General features: G+C 74.0%; 19 protein-coding genes. 8 read left to right on the top strand and 11 right to left on the bottom strand.

Annotated features, from left to right (window positions below; genetic code table 11):
* Positions 1-61: 61 nt before the first annotated feature.
* Positions 62-3,118, bottom strand: a complete 3,057-nt coding sequence (locus AC5R91_RS23815; RefSeq protein WP_495393543.1) for a UPF0182 family membrane protein — start codon at positions 3,116-3,118, stop codon at positions 62-64.
* A 158-nt stretch (positions 3,119-3,276) separates the two neighbouring features.
* On the opposite strand from AC5R91_RS23815, the gene AC5R91_RS23810 reads away from it, so the two are divergent.
* Positions 3,277-3,783: a PPA1309 family protein gene (locus AC5R91_RS23810; RefSeq protein ID WP_041939808.1), complete on the top strand. Its 507-nt coding sequence runs from the start codon at positions 3,277-3,279 to the stop codon at positions 3,781-3,783.
* A gap of 89 nt (positions 3,784-3,872) precedes the next feature.
* Here AC5R91_RS23810 and AC5R91_RS23805 read toward each other — a convergent pair whose 3' ends face one another.
* The 3 genes from AC5R91_RS23805 to AC5R91_RS23795 all read right to left on the bottom strand — a co-directional run bounded on the left by AC5R91_RS23805 (position 3,873) and on the right by AC5R91_RS23795 (position 5,844).
* A complete protein-coding gene (locus AC5R91_RS23805) occupies positions 3,873-4,913 on the bottom strand; it encodes a YlbL family protein (protein ID WP_495393542.1) in 1,041 nt (346 codons plus the stop codon).
* Between the two features lie 91 nt (positions 4,914-5,004).
* Positions 5,005-5,385, bottom strand: a complete 381-nt coding sequence (locus tag AC5R91_RS23800; RefSeq protein ID WP_495393541.1) for a hypothetical protein — start codon at positions 5,383-5,385, stop codon at positions 5,005-5,007.
* Between the two features lie 60 nt (positions 5,386-5,445).
* Positions 5,446-5,844 (bottom strand): molybdenum cofactor biosynthesis protein MoaE, encoded by a 399-nt coding sequence (locus AC5R91_RS23795; protein WP_495398040.1) that lies wholly within the window; start codon positions 5,842-5,844, stop codon positions 5,446-5,448.
* 310 nt (positions 5,845-6,154) lie between these two features.
* Here AC5R91_RS23795 and AC5R91_RS23790 point away from each other — a divergent pair, with 310 nt between their 5' ends.
* The 3 genes from AC5R91_RS23790 to AC5R91_RS23780 all read left to right on the top strand — a co-directional run bounded on the left by AC5R91_RS23790 (position 6,155) and on the right by AC5R91_RS23780 (position 11,098).
* Positions 6,155-7,567, top strand: coding sequence for a zinc-dependent metalloprotease (locus AC5R91_RS23790; RefSeq protein WP_495393540.1), 1,413 nt, complete (start codon positions 6,155-6,157; stop codon positions 7,565-7,567).
* A gap of 211 nt (positions 7,568-7,778) precedes the next feature.
* Positions 7,779-9,017 (top strand): ThiF family adenylyltransferase, encoded by a 1,239-nt coding sequence (locus tag AC5R91_RS23785; RefSeq protein WP_495393539.1) that lies wholly within the window; start codon positions 7,779-7,781, stop codon positions 9,015-9,017.
* A 119-nt stretch (positions 9,018-9,136) separates the two neighbouring features.
* Complete coding sequence (locus AC5R91_RS23780) at positions 9,137-11,098, top strand: ABC1 kinase family protein (protein ID WP_495393538.1); 1,962 nt, start codon at positions 9,137-9,139, stop codon at positions 11,096-11,098.
* Between the two features lie 150 nt (positions 11,099-11,248).
* Here AC5R91_RS23780 and AC5R91_RS23775 read toward each other — a convergent pair whose 3' ends face one another.
* The 4 genes from AC5R91_RS23775 to AC5R91_RS23760 all read right to left on the bottom strand — a co-directional run bounded on the left by AC5R91_RS23775 (position 11,249) and on the right by AC5R91_RS23760 (position 16,233).
* Entirely contained in the window at positions 11,249-12,799 is a 1,551-nt protein-coding gene (locus tag AC5R91_RS23775; protein WP_495393537.1) for an alkaline phosphatase family protein, read from the bottom strand.
* A 127-nt stretch (positions 12,800-12,926) separates the two neighbouring features.
* Positions 12,927-13,214 carry a WhiB family transcriptional regulator gene (locus AC5R91_RS23770; RefSeq protein WP_173402707.1) on the bottom strand — a complete coding sequence of 96 codons (288 nt, stop codon included), beginning with the start codon at positions 13,212-13,214 and terminating at the stop codon, positions 12,927-12,929.
* Positions 13,215-13,320: 106 nt separating this feature from the next.
* Positions 13,321-13,935 carry a glycerate kinase gene (locus AC5R91_RS23765; RefSeq protein WP_495393536.1) on the bottom strand — a complete coding sequence of 205 codons (615 nt, stop codon included), beginning with the start codon at positions 13,933-13,935 and terminating at the stop codon, positions 13,321-13,323.
* 45 nt (positions 13,936-13,980) lie between these two features.
* Positions 13,981-16,233, bottom strand: coding sequence for an ATP-dependent DNA helicase UvrD2 (locus AC5R91_RS23760; RefSeq protein WP_495393535.1), 2,253 nt, complete (start codon positions 16,231-16,233; stop codon positions 13,981-13,983).
* 95 nt (positions 16,234-16,328) lie between these two features.
* On the opposite strand from AC5R91_RS23760, the gene AC5R91_RS23755 reads away from it, so the two are divergent.
* Together AC5R91_RS23755 and AC5R91_RS23750 are read left to right on the top strand one after the other, a co-directional pair.
* Positions 16,329-16,568 (top strand): mycoredoxin, encoded by a 240-nt coding sequence (locus AC5R91_RS23755; RefSeq protein ID WP_011607091.1) that lies wholly within the window; start codon positions 16,329-16,331, stop codon positions 16,566-16,568.
* Between the two features lie 242 nt (positions 16,569-16,810).
* On the top strand, positions 16,811-18,337 hold the full coding sequence (locus AC5R91_RS23750) for a GAF and ANTAR domain-containing protein (protein ID WP_495393534.1): 1,527 nt from the start codon (positions 16,811-16,813) through the stop codon (positions 18,335-18,337).
* A 94-nt stretch (positions 18,338-18,431) separates the two neighbouring features.
* Here AC5R91_RS23750 and AC5R91_RS23745 read toward each other — a convergent pair whose 3' ends face one another.
* The 3 genes from AC5R91_RS23745 to AC5R91_RS23735 form a co-directional block, all read right to left on the bottom strand.
* Positions 18,432-19,826: a M16 family metallopeptidase gene (locus AC5R91_RS23745; protein ID WP_495393533.1), complete on the bottom strand. Its 1,395-nt coding sequence runs from the start codon at positions 19,824-19,826 to the stop codon at positions 18,432-18,434.
* Positions 19,823-21,124, bottom strand: a complete 1,302-nt coding sequence (locus AC5R91_RS23740; protein ID WP_495393532.1) for a M16 family metallopeptidase — start codon at positions 21,122-21,124, stop codon at positions 19,823-19,825. The genes AC5R91_RS23745 and AC5R91_RS23740 overlap by 4 nt, the downstream gene beginning before the upstream one ends.
* Before the next feature lie 297 nt (positions 21,125-21,421).
* Positions 21,422-21,793, bottom strand: a complete 372-nt coding sequence (locus tag AC5R91_RS23735; protein WP_495393531.1) for a hypothetical protein — start codon at positions 21,791-21,793, stop codon at positions 21,422-21,424.
* Positions 21,794-21,893: 100 nt separating this feature from the next.
* Between AC5R91_RS23735 and AC5R91_RS23730 the strand changes: the two genes are divergently transcribed.
* Positions 21,894-23,465 (top strand): helix-turn-helix domain-containing protein, encoded by a 1,572-nt coding sequence (locus AC5R91_RS23730; RefSeq protein WP_495393530.1) that lies wholly within the window; start codon positions 21,894-21,896, stop codon positions 23,463-23,465.
* Positions 23,466-23,584: 119 nt separating this feature from the next.
* Positions 23,585-24,376 carry an endonuclease/exonuclease/phosphatase family protein gene (locus AC5R91_RS23725; RefSeq protein ID WP_495393529.1) on the top strand — a complete coding sequence of 264 codons (792 nt, stop codon included), beginning with the start codon at positions 23,585-23,587 and terminating at the stop codon, positions 24,374-24,376.
* The last annotated feature ends 128 nt before the right edge of the window (positions 24,377-24,504 follow it).

The raw sequence follows: 24,504 nt of genomic DNA, 5'->3' as shown, positions 1-24,504 counted from the left end.
TGATTTTGGGAAGTTCCCGGCGAAGATCACAAAGGGGGCGGATCGTCCCGATTCGCTCGCGTCAGCCGGGCGTCGCCGGGGCCGTGGGGCTCGTGGGACCCGGGGGCCTCGCGGGGCTCACGGGGGCAACGGCGGCCGCCGCGGTACTCGGCGGCGCCGAGCCTGCGGCGGCGGTGCCGCGGGGCGTGGACGCCGCCGAGCGGCTCGGCGAGGGACTCGCGACCGGCGGGGTCGTCGGTGGGCTGGCGAGAGCCCGCAGTCGACTCAGCGCGTCGGCCAGGTCGGTCTGCGCCTGGCCGTAGGCGTTGAAGTCCGGCGGGTTCTTGCGCAGGGCGTCCTGACCGGCCTTGTAGGCGCTGTCGGCGTCGTTGACGGCGTCCTGCAGCCCGGACGTCCCGCCCGGTGGAGCGGCGCCCGTGCCGCCGCCCTGCGTAGCGCCCTGACCGCCACCGGTGGTCGTGGTGGCTCCGGTACCGGCGCCGGCCGCGGCGGCCCCGGCGCCGGGGCCGAAGACCTTGTCGAGTGCCTCCCCCAGGGAGGTGCCGAAGCCGATGCGCTCCCCGAAGGCGGTGGCGATGCCCTGCAGGGTGGGATAGCCCGAGCCGCCGCGGGCCTGGACGTAGTAGGGCTCGACGTAGAGCAGTCCGCCCGCGACCGGCAGGGTCAGCAGGTTCCCCTCGATGGTCTGCGAGCCGGCTCCGCGCCACAGGGTCAGCTTGTTCGCGACGTCACCGTTGGCCTCGATCGCGTTCTGCACCTGCACCGGACCGTTGATCGTGCCCCCGGGCGGGAGTTTGAGCAGGGTGAACTGCCCGTAGTTGGACGGGTCGCTGGAGACCGCCATGTAGGCCGCGAGCTTCGACGACCGGGCCGAGATCAGCGGCGAGGTCAGGTTGTACGACGGGCCCGAGCGGCCGGGTAGCTGGCTGTAGACGTAGAACGGAGGCTGCGGCTGCCCGCTGCCGTCGGGAGAGTCCGACACCTGCCAGAAGTCCTCCTGCGAGTAGAAGTCCCGCGGGTCGGACACGTGGTACTGGCCGATGAGGTCACGCTGGACCTTGAACAGGTCCTCGGGGTACCGCAGGTGCTCCATCAGCGACGGCGAGATGTCCCGCTTCGGCTTCACCGTGTCCGGGAAGGCCTTCATCCACGTCCGCAGCACCGGGTCGGACTCGTCCCAGGCGTACAGGGTGACGGTGCCGTTGTAGGCGTCGACGGTCGCCTTCACCGAGTTGCGGATGTAGTTGACCTGGTTGGAGGCCTGCCGGGCGCGGTTGCCGCTCTGCGCGGTCACCGAGTCGGCGGTGACGTTGCCCAGGGTCCGCCGGGCGGAGTAGGGGTAGCCGTCGGACGTGGTGTAGCCGTCCAGAATCCAGGTGATGCGGCCGTCGACGACCGCGGGGTACGGGTCGCCGTCGAGGGTGAGCCAGGGCGCGGCCTTGCTGACCCGGTCCCGCGGGTTGCGCTCGTACAGGATGCGGGAGTTCTTGGTGATGTCGCCGGAGAGCAGCAGGTTCTTCTCACCGAAGCGCAGCGCGAACAGGGCCTGCCGGAAGGTCGAGCCGATCGAGACTCCGCCGTCGCCGGTGTAGGTGGTCGTGACCTGGGTGTCCGCCCCGGGGCCGGGTCCGTCGATCTCCACCTGGCGGGTGCCGACGACGGAGTAGTTCGGCGACATCTCGCCGAAGTAGACCCGGTTCTCCTTGACACCGAAGTCGCCCTCCTGGGGGAGGTTTCGCTCGCCCTGGTCGAAGGCGGGCTGACCCTCGTCCACGGTGTTCGACGGGGCGGCGACGAAGCCCTTGCCGTGGGTGTAGGTGAGGTGCTCGTTGATCCAGTTGCGCTGGTCGGCGCCGAGCCCGGCCTGGTTGAGCTCCCGCACGGAGACGACGTAGTCGCGGGTGGTCTTCTTCTTGTCGGCGCCGGTCACGGTGTACCGGTCGACGTCGAGGGTCTTCTCGAACCCGTAGTAACCGCGGATCTGCTGGAGCTGCTGGAAGGTCCGCGACAGCTTGCTGGGGTCGAGCAGGCGGGTGTTGGGCACCGTGCCGGTGTCCGCGGCGACCTGCGCGGCGGTGACGTCGGTGCGCGCGGCGTACGGCTGCGGCTTGACGTTCTGGATGCCGTAGGCCGCGCGGGTCGCCGCGATGTTGCGCTCGATGTACGGCTGCTCGCGGGTCGCCTCGTTCGGCCGCACCTGGAACTGCTGGATGAACGCCGGGTAGATGCCGCCGATGACCACCGACGACAGCACGAGGATCCCGGCGCCGAGCAGCGGCAGCGTCCAGCCGCGCTGGAAGATGTTGTAGATGAACAGCACCGCGCAGGCCAGCGAGATGAACAGCAGGATCAGCTTCGCGGGCAGCACGGCGTGGACGTCGGTGTAGGACGCGCCGGTGGCGACGCCGCGCGAGGAGAACACCGAGCCGAACCGGTCGAGGTAGTAGGCCCAGGCCTTGAGCAGCGCGAGCAGTCCGAGCAGCACGGAGATGTGCGCCTTCGCGGCGGGCGTCACCCGCTCCCCCGGCGTCTGCAGCCGGATGCCGCCGAACAGGTAGTGGGTCAGCACGGTGACCAGCAGGGACAGCAGCACGGCGGTCAACAGGAAGCCGAGCAGGAAGCGCTGGAACGGGTACGTGAAGGCGTAGTAGCTGATGTCCCGGTGGAACTGGGGGTCCCTGGTCCCGAACGACTCGCCGTTCACCCACAGCAGCCAGGTCCGCCACCGGCCGGATGCCGACAGCCCCGCCGCCAGGCCGAACACCGCCGCGACGGCGAAGAGGATCAGCTTCATGTACGGCTCGATGGCCGACCGGTAGCGTTCGAGGTTCTGCTGTTCGGTGGAGAGTGGGCGCAACTGCGGGCGAAACCGGTAACCAAGTACGATGTTGATCCCGATGACGACGGCCATCACCGCGCCGAAGATGAGGAACAACAGGATCCGGGTGTAGATGACGGTCGTGAAGACCTTGCTGAAATCGACCGAGCGGTAGAACAGCAGGTCCGTGTAGAGCCGCGTGAAGATGGCGAAGAACGCGATCACGAGGGCGACGGCCAGCAGCACCGGGACGATCACCTTGGCGCGGGTCAGCACCGGGCGGCGACTGGTCGTTGCCACAGTTCCTCCGTGCGGTCAGGACGGTCGGGTGTTCATCGGAAGGGCGGATCCGGGGTTTCCGGACCCACCAGCCGGGCGGTGCCGACGCGAGGGGCGCGTACCGCCCCAGTACGGCAACCTACGCCAGGCACTCAGGGGAGATCGGAGAGGATGGGTTGGTGAGCAGCCCGAACATCACGGAGTTGACCTCCGTCGTACTCGAGGTCGAGCGGCACGTCGCGGACTCCGGCTGGGACCAGCCCAGCCAGGTCTACGCACTCGCCGACACCGCCGATCTGCTGGCGCGGGAACCCGCGCTGGCCCCCCACATCGGGGATTCGCCGCCCGGTTCACTGACTCCTGTCGAACAGGAGCCGCTGCCGGTGGGCCGGCTCGACGAGGTGCTCGCCGGGATCGGGTGGCCCCCTGAGGTGCTGGGCTGCGTGCTGGTGACCGAACTCGTCGTCCTCCCGCCGAGCGCGGAGGAGGAGGCGCCGTACTCCGACCACGAGATCGAGTACTGGGCGGCGAACCACCCGGAGCGCCAGGACGTCCGGCTCGCCGTCGGGGTCACCCGCAGCGGGCTGCACGCGTCCTGCCTGCGGGTGCGCGGGGACGACGAGCTCGTCGTCGATCCCGACCTGGCCGACAACCTCGTCGACGGGCTGCTCGCGACGTTCCAGTGACTTCGACCGCCGGGTGGGGCGGCCGGCGACCCGCGTGGCCCGAGGGCCGTCCGCACGCCCCACCCGTCCGGCCCCGACGGCCGGACCGCTCAGCAGGACGGCACGCTCGCTGCCGGATTCGTCCGCAGCGCGTCGACCGCCTTCAGGGCGCCGGCCAGGGTGTCGACCTTCACCAGGCGGGGCGCGCGGCCGGAGTCCACCGACAGGGCGTCGGCGCAGTTCGCCGCCGGCACGAGGAAGATCGACGCCCCGGACGCCTTCGCGCCGAGGATCTTCTGCTGGATGCCGCCGATCGGCCCGACCTCGCCCGCCGCCGTGATCGTCCCGGTACCGGCGATGGTCTTCCCGCCGGTGAGTGCCCCGGGAGTGAGCAGATCCACGATGCCCATCGCGAACATCAGGCCGGCGCTCGGCCCGCCGACGTCAGACAGCCGGATGCGAACGGTGAACGGGTAGGCCCGTTTCTCGGTCGTGGTTATGCCGATCATGGCCCGGGACGGGTCGTCGGTCGCCGGACGGGTGGTGATGGTGACGGTGGCCGGCTTGCCGCCCCGCCTGTAGGCGACGGTGACGGCCGTCCCGGGGCGTACCTTGCCGACCTGGGCGCGTAGCTGGTCCTGGGTCGTCACGGCGACCCCGTCGACCTGGGTGATGACGTCGCCGGCCGCGAGTTTGCCGGCGGCGGGCGACCCGCCCGGGATGGTGTAGACGGCGACCGATCGGCCCGTCGCCGCGATGCCGAGCTGGGCGAGCGCGGCCGCCGTGGCCTGGTCCTGCGAGTCCAGCATGGCCTGGGCGTTCTCCTGCTGGACCTGCTCCTGGCTGGAGCCGCGGGGCCGGATGAGCTCGGTGGGGACGACCGCCCGGTCGTCGTCGATCCAGTCCTGCAGGGCGCTGACCAGATTGAGCTTCGGGGTCTCCTCGACCGTGGTCAGCTCGAGCCGACCGGAGGTCGGGTAGGTGCGGTGCCCCTCGATCGTGATCAGCCGGGTGCCGTCGACGGCGCCGAGCGTGTCGGTGACCGGCCCGGGGGCCAGGGTGACGAACGGTACCGGCATCCACAGGCCCACGACCAGGAGCACCAACGCCAGTACCGACGCCACCACGAGAGACTGGGTGCGCCGGGCCATGAAGGCAGTCTATGTAAAGGCCCTCACCCGGTCGGGTCGGCGTCCGGGGCGGGCGACCCTCCGCCCCGGACGCCGGAGGTCCGACGCGCGGTCAGGATGTCTCGGGTGGACGACCCCTGGCCTGGTGCCGCAACGACGACACGTCGATGGGCACGGTGTCGGCGAAGGGCGACACCTGGGCACCGGTGGCGACACCCAGGTCATCCAGGTCGTCCAGGTCGCTCGGGGAAAGCGGGTCGTTCGGGAGGAGCGGGTCATCGTCCGGAGGCGGTTCGGGGTAGCCGGATTCGTCGAGGTCGGCACCGGTCCGCGTGGCGGACTGGGCGGGTATCGGGCGGGCCAGCGCGGCCATGCTGCGCCGGTAGCCCGCGATGGTGATCATGGCTTCGGAGGTGCGGTCCGGCCGGCCGCGCAGGGCGACCCACACGGCCGTCAGGAGCAGGGCGACAGGGGGGATCAACAGGAACCACATGGGAGCCTCGACGTCGAGACGAGTAAGAAGATGACTTAATTTCTATCGTAGGTGCCCCGCTCAGCAGGCGCCTACCCATTCAGCCGCGCCATCCTCAAAAACCTGGTGTTTCCAAATCGGAACCTGCGCCTTGATGTCATCGATCAGACGACGACAGGCGGCAAATGCCTCCGCTCGGTGGGCCGCCCCCACGGCCACCACGACCGCGGTCTCGCCCACCCGTAGGTGCCCCGTGCGGTGGGCCACCGCGATCGCCCGCACCGGCGCGCCGGCCGCCACCTCGGCGGCGACGCGCTTGATCTCTGCGGCCGCCCGCGGATGCGCCTCGTAAGCGAGGCTCGTCACCCCCCGACCGGAGTCATGGTCGCGAACGGTGCCCACGAACAGCGCAATCCCGCCCACGTCCGGGAGCAGGACGGCGGCCATGCACTCGTCCACCGACAACGGGGTGTCACGAATGTCCGCGAGGACGACGCGGGCCGGAGCCCCGGTACCGTGCCCCGCGCCGGAACCGAGATCGGGGCCGAGATCGGAGCCGGCGTCCGCGGCCGGCTCCCCCGACGCCGGGGACGGCCCGCCCGCCCCGGCCGTCGCGCGCGCCGAGGCACCGGCCGGTGGGACGGGTGCGGGAGAACGCGTCGAGTCCACGTCTACGACCGTAACCGGCCGCGGCGGCCTCCGTTTCGCCCGGCGGGCAGAAAACGCATTACCGTGGGTTCATGTCCCAACCGCGCGTGCGACGTCCCGCTCCCCGATCAGGCCACGTCCGATGAGTGGCGACTTCCCGTTCGGCTTCGCGTCGTCCGGTGGCGGCGGCGAGGAGCCCCGGTCCCCCTTCGGCGGCGGCGCGCCGTTCTTCGCCGAGCTCGAGCGGCTGCTGTCCTGGCAGGGCGGTCCGGTCAACTGGGAGCTGGCCCGGCAGGTGGCGGTGCGCTCCCTGGGCGACGGCGAGTCGAGCGTCCCCATGGGGCAGCAGCACATGGTCGCCGAGGCGCTGCGGATCGCCGACGTCTGGCTCGACCCGATGACGACCCTGCCCGCCGGCGCGACGACCGCCGGCGCCTGGTCGCGAGTCGAGTGGATCGAGAAGACGCTGCCGGTCTGGAAGACGCTGTGCGACCCGATTGCCGCCAAGGTCGTCGAGGCGATGCGCACGGGGATCTCCAGCGGGCTGAGCCAGCTCGGCGGGGGTGGCATCGAGCTGCCCAGCGAGCTGCGTGACGCCCTGCCGCCCGGGGTCGATCTCGGCGCCCTGATGGGGGCCGGTGGACCGATCATGCAGATGATGAACCAGGTCGGCGGCATGCTCTTCGGCGCGCAGGTGGGGCAGGCGATCGGCACCCTGGCCGCCGAGGTCGTCTCGTCGACCGAGGTCGGCCTGCCCCTCGGTCCGGCCGGGACGGCCGCGCTGGTCCCGGCGGGGGTCGCCGCGTTCGGCTCCGGGCTGGAGATCCCCGAGGACGAGGTGCGCATCTACCTCGCGCTGCGGGAGGCCGCCTCCACCAGGCTGTTCGCCCACGTGCCGTGGTTGCGCGCCCACGTGCTCGGCGCGGTCGAGGAGTACGCCCGCGGCATCGCGGTGGACACCGAGGCCGTCGGCCGGGTGATGCGGATGGTCGACCCGACCGCCCTGATGAACCCGGAGCGGCTGTCCGAGGCGCTCGGCGAGGACGTGTTCAACGACGCGACCACGCCCGAGCAGAAGGCGGCGCTGGCCCGCCTCGAGCTGATCCTCGCCCTCATCGAGGGCTGGGTGGACCACGTAACTGACGCCGCGGCCACCGGCCATCTGCCGGCCGCCGGCCGGCTGCGCGAGATGGTCCGGCGCCGTCGGGCCGAGGGTGGGCCCGGTGAGCAGACCTTCTCCACGCTGGTCGGGCTCTCCCTGCGCCCGCGCAAGCTGCGCGAGGCCGCCGCGCTGTGGGCGGCGCTGGCCGAGGCCCGCGGGCGGGAGGGGCGCGACGCGGTCTGGGCACATCCCGACCTGCTGCCCACGGCGGCCGACCTGGCCGCGCCGGACGGCTTCGTCACCGGCGCGTCGGCCAGCGTCCTGGACGATCCGATCGGCGAGATCGAGAAGCTGCGCGACACGCCGCCCGCCGAGGGCGGCGGGAAGTCCCCCGGCGGCCCCGCCGACAAGCCGGACACCCCCGACGGCTCGGACCCCGGCACCGCGGGCTGACCGACCCGCTGGCACGAGCCAGGCACGCCCGGACCAGGCACGCTCGGACCAGGCACGATCCACAGGTTGGTCCACAGCCTCTCCACAGCCGCCGGCGCGGTCTCGCGTTCTGTCGGACCCGCATGACACGGTGGGGATCAACCGGCCGGCTGGCCGGTCGTCCTGATCCGCGTCCGGTGGCTTCGGCCGCCGGCGGACCTGCGGGGGATCCATGCGCCCGATCCTCAAGCCCGGCCTTCGTCGGCTCTGGCACAACAGCTCCACCCTGCAACTCGGCATCGACCCGGCCCGCGCCGTCCTCGTCACCGATCTAGGCCCGCCTCACACGGCCCTGCTGGACGCCCTCGACGGCCGGCGCACGCTGGAACAACTCCGCCTCGACGGCGGCGAGGCCGCGCGCGATCTGCTCGATCTGCTCGGCCGGGCCGGCCTGCTCGACGACGCGGCGACGGCCCCGGGCACCACGCCGCCGAGTCCGGCCGACCGCGACCGCCTGGCGCCCGACCTCGCGGCGTTGTCGGTCCGCTCCGCCGATCCGGCCCGCCCCCGCCGGGTGCTCGCCGCGCGCCGCGCCGCCCGGGTGCTCGTGCGGGGCGCCGGGCGGGTCGGCGCACAGATCTCCACCCTGCTCGCCGCGGCCGGGGTCGGCAGGGTCGTGGTCGACGACGCGGAGGTGACGACGGCCGCCGACGTGTCTCCGGGCGGGCTGCGCCTGGACGACGTCGGCCGACCCCGGGCCCTCGCCGCGGGGACGGCGATGACCCGGGTGCGCCGGCAGGCCGATCGGTGCCCCGGTCTCGGCGCGGCCGGCTCCGCACCCCTGCCGCCCCCGGGCCGCGGCGACGGATCGGGGGTGGCCGCCTTCGACGCGGATCTGATCGTGCTGGCCCCGGTCGGCCCGCCGACCGTCGCACCCGGCGCCTGCCTCGACCTCGAACGCCGCGGGACCGCTCATCTGCTGGCCGGGGTGCGCGAGACGACAGGAGTCGTGGGCCCGCTCGTCGTGCCGGCCGCGACGGCCTGCCTGCACTGTCAGCACCTGCACCGGCACGCCCGCGACCCGGTCTGGCCGATGCTGGCGATGCAGTTGGTCCGCCCGCGCACGGCCGGCCACGACCCGTGCGAGATCACCCTCGCCAGCCTCGTCGCCGCGATCGCCGCCATGCAGGCGCTCGCCTTCCTGGACCTCGCCGTCCCGCCGTCGCCCGACCCGGGCTCGGGCGTTCACCAGTCCGACAACACCGACTTGCCCCACGCAACCGCAAGCACCAGAGATGAGATGTTCGACACACCGGACTTGGCTCCGAGGATCCTTCCAGTAACGGCGGACGGGGCGCTGGAGCTCGCCCTGCCGGACTGGCGCATCCGTCGGCGAAGCTGGCCGGTGCACCCCAACTGTCCCTGCCGCACCGCCCGATCCGCGGCGGGGCAGGCTGGCGCCGATGCCTGAGATCCGGGTGCCGGATGCCCGCACGCCGGCAGCGGCCCGGGCTCGGCGGCGGCAACATCGCCGCGACCGCTACCCACGGTCGGCGCCCCTCACGCCTCGGAACAGGGCACGATGGAGCGGTGTCCGACATCCCACGGCGGGCCGTCGTCCGCACCGCCAAACTGGCCACCCTCCCAATCGGAATCGCCGGCCGAGCCACGCTCGGCGTCGGCAAGCGGATCGGCGGCCGTCCCGCGGAAGCCGTCGCCTCCGAACTCCAGCAGCGCACCGCCGCGCAGATCTTTCGCGTCCTCGGGGAGCTCAAGGGCGGCGCGATGAAACTCGGCCAGGCGCTGTCCGTGTTCGAGGCGGCCCTGCCCGACGAGGTCGCCGCGCCGTACCGGGCCGCGCTGACCAAGCTCCAGGAGGCAGCGCCCCCGCTGCCGGCGCCCGTGGTCCACCGCGTCCTCGCCGAGGAGCTCGGGGCGGACTGGCGGTCCTTGTTCGTCGAGTTCGACGACGCGCCGGCCGCGGCGGCAAGCATCGGCCAGGTCCACCGGGCGGTGTGGTCGGATGGCCGGCCCGTCGCGGTCAAGGTGCAGTACCCGGGGGCCGGGCCGGCCCTGGTCGCCGACCTCACCCAGCTCGGGCGGGCGGCCCGGCTGTTCAGCGCGGTGACCCCGGGGCTGGACATCAAGCCGCTGGTCGAGGAGCTCAAGGCCAGGATCACCGAGGAACTCGACTACCGGCTGGAGGCGGCGTGGCAGTCGGCCTTCGCGCAGGCGTACGCCGACGACCCGGACATCGTCGTCCCGCGCCCGCTGGCCGGCTCGGACCGGGTGCTGGTCAGCGAGTGGATCGACGGGGTCCCCCTGTCCACCATCATCGCCGACGGCTCCACCGAGCAGCGTGACGCCGCCGGCCTGCTGCTCGTGCGGTTCCTCTACTCGTGTCCCGGGCGCGCCGGCCTGCTGCACGCCGACCCTCATCCGGGGAACTTCCGCCTGCTGCCCGACGGCCGGCTCGGCGTGCTGGACTTCGGCGCCGTGAACCGCCTGCCCGGAGGGCTTCCCGCGCCGATCGGCCGGCTGGCCCGCCAGACCCTGGCCGGCGACGCGGAGGCGGTCGCCGCCGGCCTGCGCGACCAGGGGTTCATCCCGCCGTCCGCCGGGATCGACGCCGACGACCTGCTCGACTACCTCGCGCCGATGCTGGAGCCGATCGCCGAGGAGGAGTTCACCTTCTCCCGAGCCTGGCTGCGCAAGGAGGCGGCACGCCTGAGCGACTGGCGCTCCGCCGCGGCACAGCTCGGCCGCCAGCTCAACCTCCCGCCGTCGTACCTGCTCATCCACCGGGTCACCCTCGGCGCGATCGGGATCCTCTGCCAGCTCGGCAGCACCGGCCACTTCCGCGCCGAGATGGAGCGCTGGCAGCCGGGGTTCGCCGAGCCCGGTTCCGCGGCCGCCCTGGCCGCCGAGGAGGCCAACCGCCAGGACCGGCCGCTGCCCGTCCTGGCGGTCCGGGACGAGGCCGGGGTCATCCGGCCGATGCCGGGTCCGGTCGTGCTGCCCGGAGTCCCGACCGGCGGCCGTACCCGCCGAACCACCAGGACCGCGAAGATCCCGAAGCCAGGGCGAGCCGCAAAGCCGGCCCAGACCACAAAGCCTGAACCGGTCACAAAGTCCGAACCGGTCACAAAGCCTGAACCGGCCACAAAGCCTGAACCGGCCACGAAGGCGGAACCAGCCAAGAAGGCGCGGGCCGGTCAGCGGATCGACCGACCGGCCGAGGCCGCGACGAAGGACGGCGCGCCGCGACGCGCCCCGGCGGCCACGCGCGCCAGGAAGCCTGCCGGCGATCCGGTGCCCCAGCCCACTCCCGTAGCCGACGCGGTGCCCACGCAGGCCGAACCCGACGAGACGAGCCGGCCAGCCCGGTCAGCACGGCGCGCCGCCAGGACCGCCGTCTCCCCCGCGACCGACCCCCCAGGCGCATCCGCAGCGCCCGGCCCCCGTCGCGCCGCAGGCCGGGCAAGGGCAGCTCCCCCTCGCCAGCCCCCCCGGGACGAGGCACCCTCGGACCCGATCACCGCCGAGGACTGACGGCTCCGACGCCGACACGCAGCGGCGCCACCTGCTCGACCGCCGGGTGGCGACGCGGCGTCACAACCAGACCCCAGCACCGTCGATCATGGATCACAACCCGGTAGCCGCCCGGTAGCCGGGCACCGCGGACCTCCGCGCGGGGTCCCGTCAGGAGGCGACGACCCCGACGGCGGGGTCGTCCGGGGTGAGATCGTCGAGAACGGACTCGCCGAGGTAGAGGAAGCCGTAGCCCTCGTCGCGGAACCGGACCCCGGCGGCGCGCAGGGCATCGCCCCAGTCGCCGCGGCAGGCCGGGTCCGCAGCCTCCGAGCCGTGGTCGGCGGTCAGCAGGATCGCGGTCTCGGCCAGCAGCCCGCGCTCGGCGAGCAGCTCGAGGAAGCTGCCGAGGCGGGCGTCCGCGTCCCGCAACGCGGCGCGGGACTGGTCCGAGTAGGGACCGCCGCCGTGATGGCCGGTGTCGGTGATCGTGGTGTTCCACCACATGACGTCGGGTGGCGTCGTGCCCGGTGCCCAGAGCTGGACGACCTGGGCGAGGCCCAGCGCGTCCACCCGGGTGGACCAGGCATAGTCGGAGCTCTCCTGGACCCAGCGCGCGCTGGCGTGCGGGTCGCCCTCGGCCGGCGGCAGGTAGTCGCCCATGTCGCCGGCTCCACCGGTGTTACCGGCCGCCCGGACCAGGCCGAACGTCGAGTAGTGCGCGCCCCGGTCGACGGGCTCGTTCACGCAGGCGCTCACCGCGCCGGGGCGCTGGCGGGCGACGGCCTCGAAGAGCGTCTCGACGCCGTCGCGGAGCTGCTCGCAGGCGGCGTGCCAGGTCTTCACGTCGTTGACGATCACCTGGCGGCCGGTGGCCCGGTCGAAGTAGACGTTGTGGAGGATGCCGTGCCGGCCGGGCCCGACACCGGTCAGCGCGGACGTGTGGTTGGTCAGCGTCACGCTGGGGAACTCGGCGATCGCCCCGCCGGTCAGCGCGGTCCCCTCGGCCAGCAGGCGGGCGACGTTCGGCAGCTCGCCGGTCTGGGCGAGGTGCAGCAGGTCGTTGCAGTTCGCGCCGTCCCACAGCAGGCCGACGACGTGGCGCGCGCCCGGTCCGGCAAGCTCGGTCAGCGGCGTGCCCTCGGCGTCGGGCAGGGTGACGCCGGCCAGCGTGGCGAGGGTGGGTGCGACGTCGATGATCCGCGCCGCGCCGGGCCGCAGCCCCCGGACGCGCACGCCGGGGCCGGACAGCACCAGCGGGGCGCGGGACTGGCCGGCGTTGAGCGAGCCGTGCTCGCCGAGGTGCCCGCCGCGCTCGGGCCAGTAGTGCCGCGGGGTGTGCACGACGATCAGGTCGGGCGACCGGGTGGCGTCCCCGAACGCGGACAGCAGCCGGTGGCCGGCGAAGGGGTAGGCGTCGCGTTCGTTCGGCGGCGACGGATCCGCCAGCGCCGCGGCCAGGGGAACGCCGTGCATCGGGTCCTGGCTGGCCAGCGGATGCCGCCCGAAGCGGACCTCCCAGGGGCCGTCCGGATCGGTCACCGACAGCCGGGCCGAGCCGCCGGCGTTGGCCACGTAGAGCCAGCCGGCGTCCACCCAGGCAGCGAGATCCACGATCTCGGCCAGTTCGGGGCTGGTGAGGGCGGCGACGGCGAGAGACAGGTCGTCGGACCCGACCGGTTGCGGCGGCACGCCCGGCGCCGTTCCCGTTCCGGTCGACATCGGATATACACGCTCGCTGCTGGGCACGCCGGAACAGTACCGGTGCCGACGGGAGCACTGAAAGAAATCAACGGCCAACGGCGGCGGGCGGGACGCCGACAAACCGGTGTCCCGCCCACCGCGCCCGTCAGGCCGCGACCTCCTCCGGGCGGACCTTGCGCGGCCGGCCGCGGGGCCGCTTGCGGGGCACGACGGTGCCGGTCACGACCAGCTCGCCACCCCACACCCCCCACGGCTCGGCCCGGTCAAGGGCCGCGGCCAGGCACGCCACCCGGACCGGGCAGGTACGGCAGACCGCCTTGGCGGTCTCCACATCCGCCGGGGACTCAGCGAAGAACATCTCAGGATCGACGTCCCAGCAGGGCAGGACGAGCCGATCCCGCTCGATCCGGGAGACGATCGAGTGATCGAACACCGGTGTCACCTCCGACACGGGTAGGTCTTCGAGCGGATAGAAGGAGCGAAACGACAAAGGCCGCGATCCCCATGGGGATCGCGGCCTCGGCGTCGGCTCCGCGGAGCTAGTCCGGGAGCGGATCGCGAGCGGATCCCGAGATGAGGTGACGGTCTGCGTGCTGGGACGCCTGGGCCGCGGCGGAGGCCGTGTTCCAGGACGACGCCGGGTTCCCGGACATGGCGAGGCGACGCGTAGGCTCGCCGGCCGGACGCTCGGCGAACGGGGCGAACCCGCCCAGGCCGAGGACCGTGCCCGAGATTCCGGCGGCGGGCGCACCCGTCCCCTGGGCCTCGGTGCCACGGCAGGCCGCCAGCACACGGACGTCCGCCCCCACGAGGGCACCGACCGTGCTGACCACATCGGACCGGCCGAGACGGCCGACCGTGCCGAGAGCACCTATGCCGAGGGCGGGGCTGCCGAGGGCGGGGCTGCCGAGGCCGGCTTTGCCGAGGGCGGCTTTGCCGAGAACGACGGACGCCTCGACGGCGGCCGGCACGGGCGCGACGGCATCCCTGGCCGACGGGCCGGGCCGATATCCCCGGGGACGGGCGATCTCGGTGCCGGCTTGGTCCATCACAATGTTGAGCACAGCGAGATCACCTCCTTCTCGGGAAGCCGTGGAGCGCAGCCGTTCCAGGGCCTGCGTCGGGCGTCGTGGGTAACGGTAGAAGGTCGCCACGCGAACCTCAACGTATTTTCTGTGTCGCGTGTCGGACACCCGCGGTTACGAAGGCTCGCGTGTGGACGCCGCCGGCGGGGTGCGACCGGCGACGAGGTCGAGCACCGTCTGCCCGTAGCGGTCGAGCTTGGCCTGGCCGATCCCGGGAATCCGGACGAGCTCCGGGACCGAGCGCGGCCGGCATTCGGCGAGCGCCTGCAGGGTCGCGTCGGTGAAGATCACAAAGACGGGCATGTGCAGCTCCCGCGCGGTGGCCGCGCGCCACGCCCGCAGCCGCTCGTACAGCGCGGCGTCGACGTCGCCGGGGCAGCCGTCGCAGCGCCCGACCCTGGCCTGAGCGCCGGTCAGAGCCCGCCCGCAGACCCGGCAGCGCACCGCCGAGCGCCCCCGGCCCGACTCGCCCGCGCCGGTCTCCTCCGTCGCCCCCTGGCGCCCCGCCGCGCCGCCGGCCCCCCCTGTGGTGCCAGGCCCCACCGAACTGCCAGACCCCGCCGAACTGCCAGGCCCCTTCAGGCCACCGGCCCCGGGGCCGCCCCGCCCGCCGGCGGCCGGGCCCAGGCCACGGCGCACCGGCCGCAGGTCGTCGAGGAAGCGGGACGGACGCCGCGAGCGGCGGCCGTCGGCGCGGGCCAACGCCCAGGACAGGACGAGGTGGGTACGGGCCCGCGTCACGCCCACGTAGAGCAGGCGGCGTTCCTCGGCGATCTGCTCGGCGGTCTTCGCGTGGACGAGTGGCAGCGTGCCGTCGGTCAGCCCCACGAGGAACACCGCGTCCCATTCCAGGCCCTTCGCGGCGTGCAGCGTGGACAGCGTCACCCCCTCCACGGTGGGCTGGTGCTCGTGGGTGACGCGATCGCCGAGCTCGGCGACGAACTCGGCGAGGCCCGCCTGCGGGGAACGGGCGGCGAGGTCGGCGGCGAGGCGATGCAGGGCGGCGAGGTTCTCCCACTGCTCCCGCTCCGCACCGGACCCGGCCGACGGCCGGTCCGCCCGCCAGTGCAACGCGCCGAGAATGTCCGCGACGGTGTCGGCGAGCCCGGCGGGCCGGTCGGTGTCGGCCGAGCGCAGGGCGGCCCGCAGCAGCCGCAGCGCCGCGACCACCTCATTGCGGGCGAAGAACTTCTCGCCGCCGCGGACGAGGTAGGCGATGCCGGCCGCGCCGATCGCGGCCTCGTAGGCCTCGGACTGGGCGTTGATCCGGTACAGCACGGCGATGCGGCTGGCCGGCGTCCCGCGGGCGATCAACGTGCGGATGCGGCTGGCGACGGCGGCGGCCTCGTCCGCCTCGCTGTCGCACTCCAGCCAGACCGGCGGCGGGCCGTCGGGCGCCGCGGCGACGAGCCTCGTCCCGGGCGCGGCCTGCACGAGCCGGTTCGCCAGCCCCACGACCTGCGGGGTCGACCGGTAGTCCCGCACGAGCCGGACGACCGCCGCGTCCGGGTGGCGGCGGGGGAAGTCGAGCAGGTAGCGAGGCGAGGCGCCGGCGAACGAGTAGATGGTCTGGTGCGGGTCACCGACGACGCAGAGGCTGTCGCGCTCGCCGAGCCAGGCCTCGAGCACGCGCTGCTGCAACGCGTTGACGTCCTGGTACTCGTCGACGACGAGGTGGCGGTACCGGGAGCGGACCTCGGTGGCGACCCAGTCGTGCTCCTCGATCACGGCCGCGGTGAGCAGCAGCAGATCCTCCATGTCGACGACGCCGGCCTCCCGCTTGACCTCCTCGTACGCGGCGTAGAGCCGGGCGACGGTCTGCGCCGGGGTGGCGGTCTCCCGGCCGCCGGCCGCCGCCATCTCGGCGTAGTCCGCGGGCGCGACGAGGCTGGCCTTGGCCCACTCGACCTCCGCGGTCAGGTCCCGCAGCTCGGCGCGGTCCGGGCTCAGCCGCAGGCGCCCCGCGGCGCGCGCCATGTTGGGGATCTTGCTGGACTCGGGCCGGGGCAGCGGTCCGCCGGCCACGGCCGGCCAGAAGTGCTGCAACTGCCGCAGCGCCGCCGAATGGAACGTACGTGCCTGCACACCGGGCACACCCATGGCCCGCAGCCGGCCGCGCAGCTCCCCCGCCGCCCTGGTCGTGAAGCTCACGGCGAGGATCTGGCCGGAGCCAACCCCCCGGTCCACGACCATGTGGGCGATTCTGTGCGTGATGGTGCGCGTCTTGCCCGTACCAGCACCAGCGAGGATGCAGACCGGTCCCAGGGGGGCGTCGGCCGCGGCCCGCTGCTCGGGATCAAGCTCGGCGAGCAGGTCCCCGGCCCCGGGGGAGGCGGCCCGCGCGGCGGGGGCAGGCGATCCGGACATCCCCCGACACGGTAGTCCCCACCCGCGCCGGGAAGCGTCGCAGGCACGACGCTGTTACAACAACCGTTGCGTCCCAGTGGCTTGGAGGCCCTTTCGTGCTCACGATCTACACGACTTCCTGGTGCGGCTACTGCGTTCGGCTGAAGAGCCAACTCGACCGCGCCGGGCTGGAGTACAAGACCGTTGATATCGAGAACGACCCGACAGCAGAGCAACTTGTCCGCGATGCGAACAACGGGAACGCGACCGTACCGACCGTGCTCTTTCCCGATGGCACTGTGATGACGAACCCGAGCGTCCGCCAGGTCACCGAGAAGGTCACTTCTGCCGCATAACGGATACGTAGAGCAACAACATCCCGGGAGTTCTTACCTTCCCACCGCACACGCGGCCGGCTCGTGGGACGGTGTCCGTCACTGCCCGTGAAGTTTGTGGGAGAGTTCGGCCTGTGTCGTCAGCACCTTCAGAACAGGCGTGGAGCACCGTCGATGCCGCGCTGCGGGCCGTTCGCGCCCTGGACCGGATGGAGACAGCCTGTTTCGTCGTGGTATCTGCGACGACTGCGAGCTATCTCCGTGTGACCGGAACCCTCGCCGATCTCGGCGAGGGAACCCACTATCCCCGGGCGGACAGCGTCATCGCCCGCATGCTCGACGGTGCGCCCGCGGCGGCGGCCGGAGTCGGCCCGGGGCATCCCGCGGCCGACACGGCCGAGCATCGCCAACTGGGGGTGCACAGCTATCTAGCGATGCCGGTGATCCCCACGGACGGCCGACTACTCGGCTTTCTGGTCGGTCTGGACCACGGTGAGGTGAGCGTGTCCGCCGACACGCTGGCCCTGGTCCGGGCAATCGCGGACGCCCTCGCGGCCACGGGCGACATCCCCCCGCCACCCCCGCCGGCCGTCTCGCCCAACGGACCGCGGCCCGGCGATCACTCCCGGGAGGCCGGCGGCTCAGCCGACCAGGTCTCGGTCGGCGCACCGGACGAGGAACGTCCGGCCCGGGAGGAACCTGCGGCCCAGGAGGGGACGCCGGCCGAGCCCGGCCCGACGCCGGGCGACGAGCAGCGACCGACCCCTGCGGCCCCGCCGACGGGCGCCGCTCCCACCCCGGGCGCGGGTGTGGCACGGCACGGTGACGCAGCACCCAGCACGGCCGCGGGACCCAGCACAGCGACGTCACCCGGCGGCGAAGGGTCACCAAGCGGCGAGGGACCAACGCGCGGCGAGCGACCGACAGGCAACGAGGGGCCGACAGGCAACGAGGGGCCGTCCGGGGGTGCGCCGCCGGGGCCCGTGGACGGGCCGGAGCCCGCCGCGGCCCCGCCGTCCCCCCCGCGGCCACCCGGCCGGGTGCCGACGCCCCAGGCCCTCGCGCGGGCGGTCCGCCCCGGACCACCCGGCCGGGCCGGTCCGCCGCGACCGGCTCCGCCGCCCGCGACCGGCGGCGGCACCGGCCCGGCGGGGACAGGCGCAGCGGGGACCGGCGCCGCCAAACCGGCTCCGGCCGTCTCCCGGCGTTCCACCGCGGACATGCGGCTGCGGCGGACGCCCGCCGGCTGGGTCGTGGAGGGTCCGGGGGCGGAGGTCCGCCCGGTCGGTGATCTCATCTCAGCGATGGTTCTCGCCGACCTGCTGGCCGAGGACCTCGCCCCACCCGGTCGCCCACGCCGAGCGGAGCGTGACCTTGGCGAGATCGAGCAGCTCCGGCTGTCCGTCGTCCAGCTCGAGCACGCCCTGGCGTCCCGGGTGATCGTCGAACAGGCCATCGGCGTGCTGGCGGAACGCAATCAGATCCGGCCGCGGGAGGCGTTCGAGCGGTTGCGGCGCACGGCGCGAGGCATGGGCCGTCGCGTCCATGACCTGGCCCGACAGGTCGTGGATTCGGTCGGCGACCCGCGAGCGGTGCTCCCGGGCGAGCTCGGCGGCCGGGGCCCGGCCGGCAGCGGTCCCGGCGGCGGCGGCGGTCCCGGCGGCGGTTCGGGGCATGGCGGCGGTTCGGGGCATGGCGGCGGGGGCCCCGCAGGCGCGATACCGGGACCGGGATCGGGCGGGGGGGCGCCTCGCCCGACGCCGCCGCGGTCCACCTCGGGGCGGCGCTGACACCACGTCGGTCGGGCGAGCGCTCAGCGCTGCCCGGCGGGCTGGCGCGCCTCGCCCGGCCGGGGCTCGCCCGGCCGCGGCTCGGCGGACCGCGTCAGGACTCGATCAGCCCGAGGGCCCCCACCGCCCGGACGATCTTGGCCTTGTCGCCGACGAGCACCGTGATCAGGCCGGTGGGCGCCAGCAGGTCGGCCGCGACGGCCTGGACGTCGGCGGCCGTCACCTCGGCCAGTGCCCGTGGGTGGTCGCGCAGGTACTCCACGCCGATGCCGACGCCGGCCAGCGCGGACAGCGTCGAGGCAAGCCCCGCGGCGGTGGCGCTGCCGATGGCGAGCGTGCCGACGGCGTACTGGCGGGCCGCGTCGAGCTCGTCCTGCGTCGGCGGGAGCACCGCCAGCCGCCCGAGCTCGTAGAGGATCTCCAGCAGGGCCGGGCCGGTCACCTCGGTGGCGACGTCCGCGGCGACGGTGAAGCGCGATCCGACCTGGTAGTGGTCGATCGAGCTGCGCGGCGAGTACGTGTAGCCCTTGTCCTCACGGATGTTGTTGACCAGCCGGGAGCTGAAGTACCCACCGAAGATCGTGCTGGCCAGCCGCTGCGCCGGGTAGCCGGGAGCGGAGCGGTCCAGGGCAGCCCCGCCGAGGCGGATGTTCGTCTGCACCGCGCCGGGGCGGTCCACGATGACGATCGGGCCGGGGCGCAGCTCGGGCAGCGGCGGCGCGCTCGACGCGGGCCGCCCCGACCAGTTCCCGAGCGCCGCGGTGACCGCCGCCAGCGCCCGTTCGGGCGACACGTCGCCGACGAGGGTGAGGATGGCCCCGGCCGGCGAGACCCGTTCGGCGTGCAGGCCGCGCACATCCGCCGGGCCGACCTGCCCGACCACGTCCGGGTCGGGGATGGCGGTGGCGTAGGGGTGGTCGCCGAACAGCCGCTCGAGCAGGGCCTCGCGGGCGATCACCGCGGGCTGGCTACGGGCGACCGCGGTGTCCTCGACGATCCGGTCACGCTCGCCGGCGACCTCGTCGTCGGGAAAGGTGGCACCGAGCAGCACATCGGCCATGATCTCCAGCAGCGGCTCGAGGTTCGCCGCGAGCGCGGAGCCGACGACGGCGAGCCGGTCGCTGTCGACCCCCGTGGACAGCGAGCCGCCGAGGCGCTGGACCTCCGTGGCGAGCCCCACCCGATCGAGCCGCCGCGACCCGGTGAACAGAGTCTCCGCCAGCACCTCGGCGCGGGCCTGGTACACGGGCCCGAGCCCGGCGAACGGGATGCGCAGCCGCACCTCGACGATCGGCACGCTGCCCCGCTGCACCACCAGCACCCGCAGGCCGTTGGCGAGGGTGCGGTCGGTGACGGCGGGCAGCGCCGCCGGCTCGGTCGGCCGGACGGCGGGGATCACGCCCGCCGGGGCGGCCGGGGTGGCGGTGGCCGCCGGCGGCGCCGAGCGCCCGGAGTTCGTCGAAGTCGAGGTCACAGCACTCCCGATCATGAGGCGGCGCCGGCATGCAGCTCCAGGACCGAACGGCCCTGGTCAAGCAGGGAACCGGCGGCGGCGGCGACCGCCTCGCCGGTGACGGCCGACAGCTCCGCCGGCAGTTCGTTCACCAGCTCGGGCCGGCCGCGGTGCAGCTCGTGCACGGCCATGGCCAGCCCGCGGCCGAGGGCGTCGTCGGCCTCGCGCAGCAGCGAGGAGGCCACTCGGGCCTGCACCCGCTCCAGTTCGCCGGCCTCCAGGCCGTCCCCCGCGAGCCGGGCGAGCTCCTCGTCGACGGCCGCGAGGACCGCGTCGGCGCTGGACTCCTCGGACTGGCGGGCCTCCAGGGTGAGCAGCAGCGGGTCGCGCTGGTCGAACGGGTTGCCGAACGCGCCCAGGTAGGTGCTGACCCCGATCACCGAGCGGTCCTTCTGGACCAGGCGACGCTCCAGCCGGCTGGCATCGCCGTCGCTGAGCACCTCGGTCAGCAGGTAGTAGGCGAGGTAGGTGGGCAGGTCTGCGATCGGGTCGGGGACGCGGTAGCCGACCGCGAGCGCCGCGCGGGGGGCGAGCGGATCGGTGAGGACCGCCCGGCGCTCCGCCGCGGGCACCGGCTCGGCGAAGCTCGCCCGCGGCGGCACCGCGCGGGCGGGGATGTCGCCGAAGTACCGGTTGACGAAGGTCAGCGCCTCCGCGGGGTCGAAGTCGCCGACGATGGTGAGCACGGCGTTACCGGGGGCGTAGTACTTGTCGAAGAAGTCCTCCGCGTCGTCGAGGCTGGCCGCCGCCAACTCCGAGAAATCCCCGTATCCGTTGTGCGCGTTGGGAAAGGTGTCGAACGCCACCGGCGGCAGTTTGATCCAGGGAAATCCGCCGTACGGCCGGTTGAGGACGTTGACCCGGATCTCCTCCTGCACCACGGCGATCTGGTTGTCGAGGTTCTGCCGGGTGATCTTGGGCGCCCGCATCCGGTCCGCCTCGAGGAACAGGGCCAGTTCGAGCGCCCCGGCCGGCAGCAGCTCGAAATAGTCCGTGTAGTCGGGGTGCGTGGAGCCGTTGAAGATTCCGCCGGCGGCCTGGACGTGCTTGGGATGTTCCGCCTTCCCCACGTTCGCGCTGCCCTGGAACATCAGATGCTCGAACAGGTGGGCGAAACCGGTGCGGCCTTCGGGCTCGGACCGGAAGCCCACGTCGTAGTGCACACAGACGGCCACCACCGGCGCCGTGCGGTCGGGGGCGAGCAGGACCCGCAGGCCGTTGTCGAGCCGAGTCCGCTCGATCGGATAGGAGGATGCCGGCAGGGCCGACCTCACCGCGGCAGCGCCGACCGGACCGGGTTCTCTAGGCGAGGACACAGTTGCCAACGCTACTGCCCGCCGGCCCGGCCCGGTGGCGAAGAAGGCCACCGGCCGGCTTTGCGCCATCCGCCGCCGCATTCCGGGGCGCGCGAGGGCGGGGTGACGCGATCGTCGGAACCCACCCGGGCCGGGGTACGCCGCGGGTGCCGGGCGGTCCCACCTACGGAGGCCCGCATCCGGGCACCCGGCTGCGGCCCGAGTGCGGCCGCGCGGCCGTACCGGGCGCCGACCGGGCCGCCCGCCATCCGGCGTTCACCACCCTCGCGCCGCGCCCCGGCGATCGCGCGCGCGGCGCCGACCGCCCGACCGCGCGACCCCGCGGTCACGGCCCGGGCCGCCGCGGCGCCGGGCGGCCGAACCCGCCCCCCGGCCGGGCGCGCCGGCCGCGGAGACCAGAAAGACCAGCGTGGCGGCGATCGCGACCTGCAGGAGCAGGGTCACCAGGGCACCGGCGTCGATCGCCGCAGCCACCACCAGCCCGAGGGCCGCGCCGAGCAGGCCCAGCAGAATGGTCATCACGCAGCCGATGGGGGCGCGCCGGGACCGGGGAACGACGGCCCGCCCCAGCAACCCTATGATCACGCCAGTAATCAGAGCGCTGATGATGCCGGTCAGAGCGTCCACGGGCCGATTCTGCCGGCTGGGGACGATCGACGACCACGAGCGACCCGGCTCGGGTGACGAGGTGCGGGAAATGGCGACCACCAATCGGCAAACTGTCCCCATGGGACAGTTTCCGGCCGGTCTACCCGAGAGCCTCGCGGCGGAAGTTGACTCGCTGGGCGAGGAGATCATGGCGGCGATCGCCCGCGAGGTGCCCGCCTACGCCCGCCCGTTGGAGGGTCGGTTCGGCCGCGGCGTGCGCCGCGGGGTCGCCGAGGCCCTGCACCGCTTCCTCACCGTGGTCGAGGCCGGCCCGCACTGCGCCCCGGACCTCGCCGCCAGCCGCGAGGTGTACGTCAGGCTCGGCCGGGGCGAGGTCCGCTCCGGGCGGTCGCTGGACAACCTCCTCAGCGCCTACCGGGTCGGCGCCCGCGTGTCCTGGCGGCGCTTCGGGGAGGCCGCGGTGCGCCACGGCGGCGTCGACGCGGCGGGCCTGGTGTCCCTCGCCGAGATGATGTTCGCCTACATCGACGGGATCTCCGCGGCCTCCGCCGAGGGCTACGCCGCCGAGCAGTTCGCGGCGGGCGGCGAGCGTGAGCGGCTACTCGACCGCATCGGCGAGATGCTGCTCACCGGCGCTCCCGCGGACGCCGTCGCCCAGGTCGCCGACGCGGCCAGCGTGCGGCTGCCCCGCCGGCTGGCCGCGGTCCTCATCCCGGCCCGGCCCGATCCGCAGCCGGCGGCCGGGCGCGAGCCGGTCGCGTCCGTCCCCGCGGGGCTCCTCCTGACCGGGCCCGTTCCGGCCGAGTTCGTCCCGGCCGAGTTCGTCCCAGCCCGATCCGTCACAGCCCGATCCGTCCCGGCCCGATCCGTCACCGGCGGGTTCGTCCCGGCGGTGCCCGCCCTCACCGAGTCCGCACCGGCGGCGCCCGCGCTTGGCCGCGCCGAGCCGTTCATACTGCCCGCGGACTGCCCGCGGGCCGTGCAGGGCCAGGACACCTGGCTGTTTGTGGGCTCGGCGGAACGCGGTCCGGCGCGAGCGGCCCTGGCGAAGCGGCTGGCGGGCCTGGCCGCGGTGGTGGGACCGGCGGTGCCCTGGGGCCAGGCCAAGGCGAGCGCTGCCCGGGCCCGATTCGCCCGCGACGCCCGCAGCGCCGGCCGGCTCGCCGCCGCGGGCGCCGCCGACCCGCTGTTCACCGACGAGCACCTCAGCGCGCTGGTGCTCGCCCGCGACCCGGGTCTCGTGACGGATCTGGCGACCCGGCTGCTCGCTCCCCTCGACGGCCTGCCGAGCCGGACCCGGGAACGGCTGGCCGAGACCCTGCTGCACTGGCTGTCGCTGCGGGGGCAGCGCGGACTGATCGCCGAGCGGCTGCACATCCACCCGCAGACCGTCCGGTACCGGGTCAACCAGCTCCGCGAACTGTTCGGGCCGTGCCTGGAGGATCCCGACGTCCGCTTTGACCTCGAGCTGGTGCTGCGCGCCGGCGCCACCGCCACCCGCGCCGAATCGGCACCCGGTCCGAGTGGTGCGCTCGGTTCGAACGGTGGGGCCGGGGTGAACGGTGGGGCCGGGGTGAACGGTGGGGCCGGGGCCAGCGGCGCAGGCCGGACGGGTGGTCCGGAGGACGGGGACGGGTTGGCCGAGCCGGGCCGGTCGGACCCCTCGGCGGGCGCTGCGGCGAGGCACTGACACCCGGGCCTCGCCGCCGGCGGCGAGGCCCGGCGCCCCCGGCGATCCTGCGCCCCCCGCCACCGCGCCGCCGCGCCGCCAGGGGAGTTCGGGACCGTCCGATCCGGTACGGTCCAGGCGTGCGGCTGGGCTCCTTCAACGTGATGCACGGCCTGTCCCTCGCCGACGGGCGGGTCGAGCCGCACCGTTTCGCCGCCGCCGTCGCCGGGCTGGGCGCGGACGTGCTCGGCCTGCAGGAGGTCGATCTCGACCAGCCTCGATCCGGCGGGATCGATCTGGCCGCCGAGGCGGCGGCGGCGCTCGGGGCCGCCGACGGGAACTGGCGGTTCGTCCCGACCGTGTTCGGCACGCCGGGGGCCGACTGGCGGCCCGCCGAGGGCGTCCGCGCGCCCGGTGAGCCGGCGTACGGCATCGCACTGATCAGCCTGCTGCCGGTCCACGAATGGCGGGTGATCGACCTCGGCCGGGCTCCGGTCCGCTCCCCCATCGCGATTCCGGGTGGCCCGAACGGGCCGGGACGCCTCATCCTGCTGGACGACGAGCCGCGGGTCGCGGTCGCCGCCCGGATCGACGCGCCCGGCGGGCCGCTCACCGTCGTCACCACGCACCTGTCGTTCGTCCCCGGGTGGAACGCGTTGCAGTTGCTGCGGCTGTCCCGGCGCCTCGGCGACCTCGACGGTCCCCTGATCGTGCTCGGGGATCTCAACCTGCCGGGGCGCCTGCCGGCGGCGCTGACCCGGTGGCGACGGCTGGCGGTCACCCCGACCTATCCCGCGCACGCCCCCCGCGTCCAGCTCGATCACGTGCTGGCCCGCGGGCCGGTGGGCGACGTCACCGCCGTCCTGTGCCGGCGTGCGGAGATCTCCGATCATCGGGCCCTGCTGGTCGATCTGGGCGGCCAGCCGGTCTGACCCGGCCCGCCGCGATCGCGCCGGCGGTTGACCTTGCCCTATGGGCAGGCCGAAGCATGGCCGCAGCCGGGCGCCGTGCCCGCTACGAGGAAGGCCCTGGGCCGAGGAAGGCCCTGGGCCGAGGAGGC

Source organism: Frankia sp. BMG5.60 (genome assembly GCF_059428125.1).
This window is presented reverse-complemented; position numbering and strand designations above follow the sequence as displayed.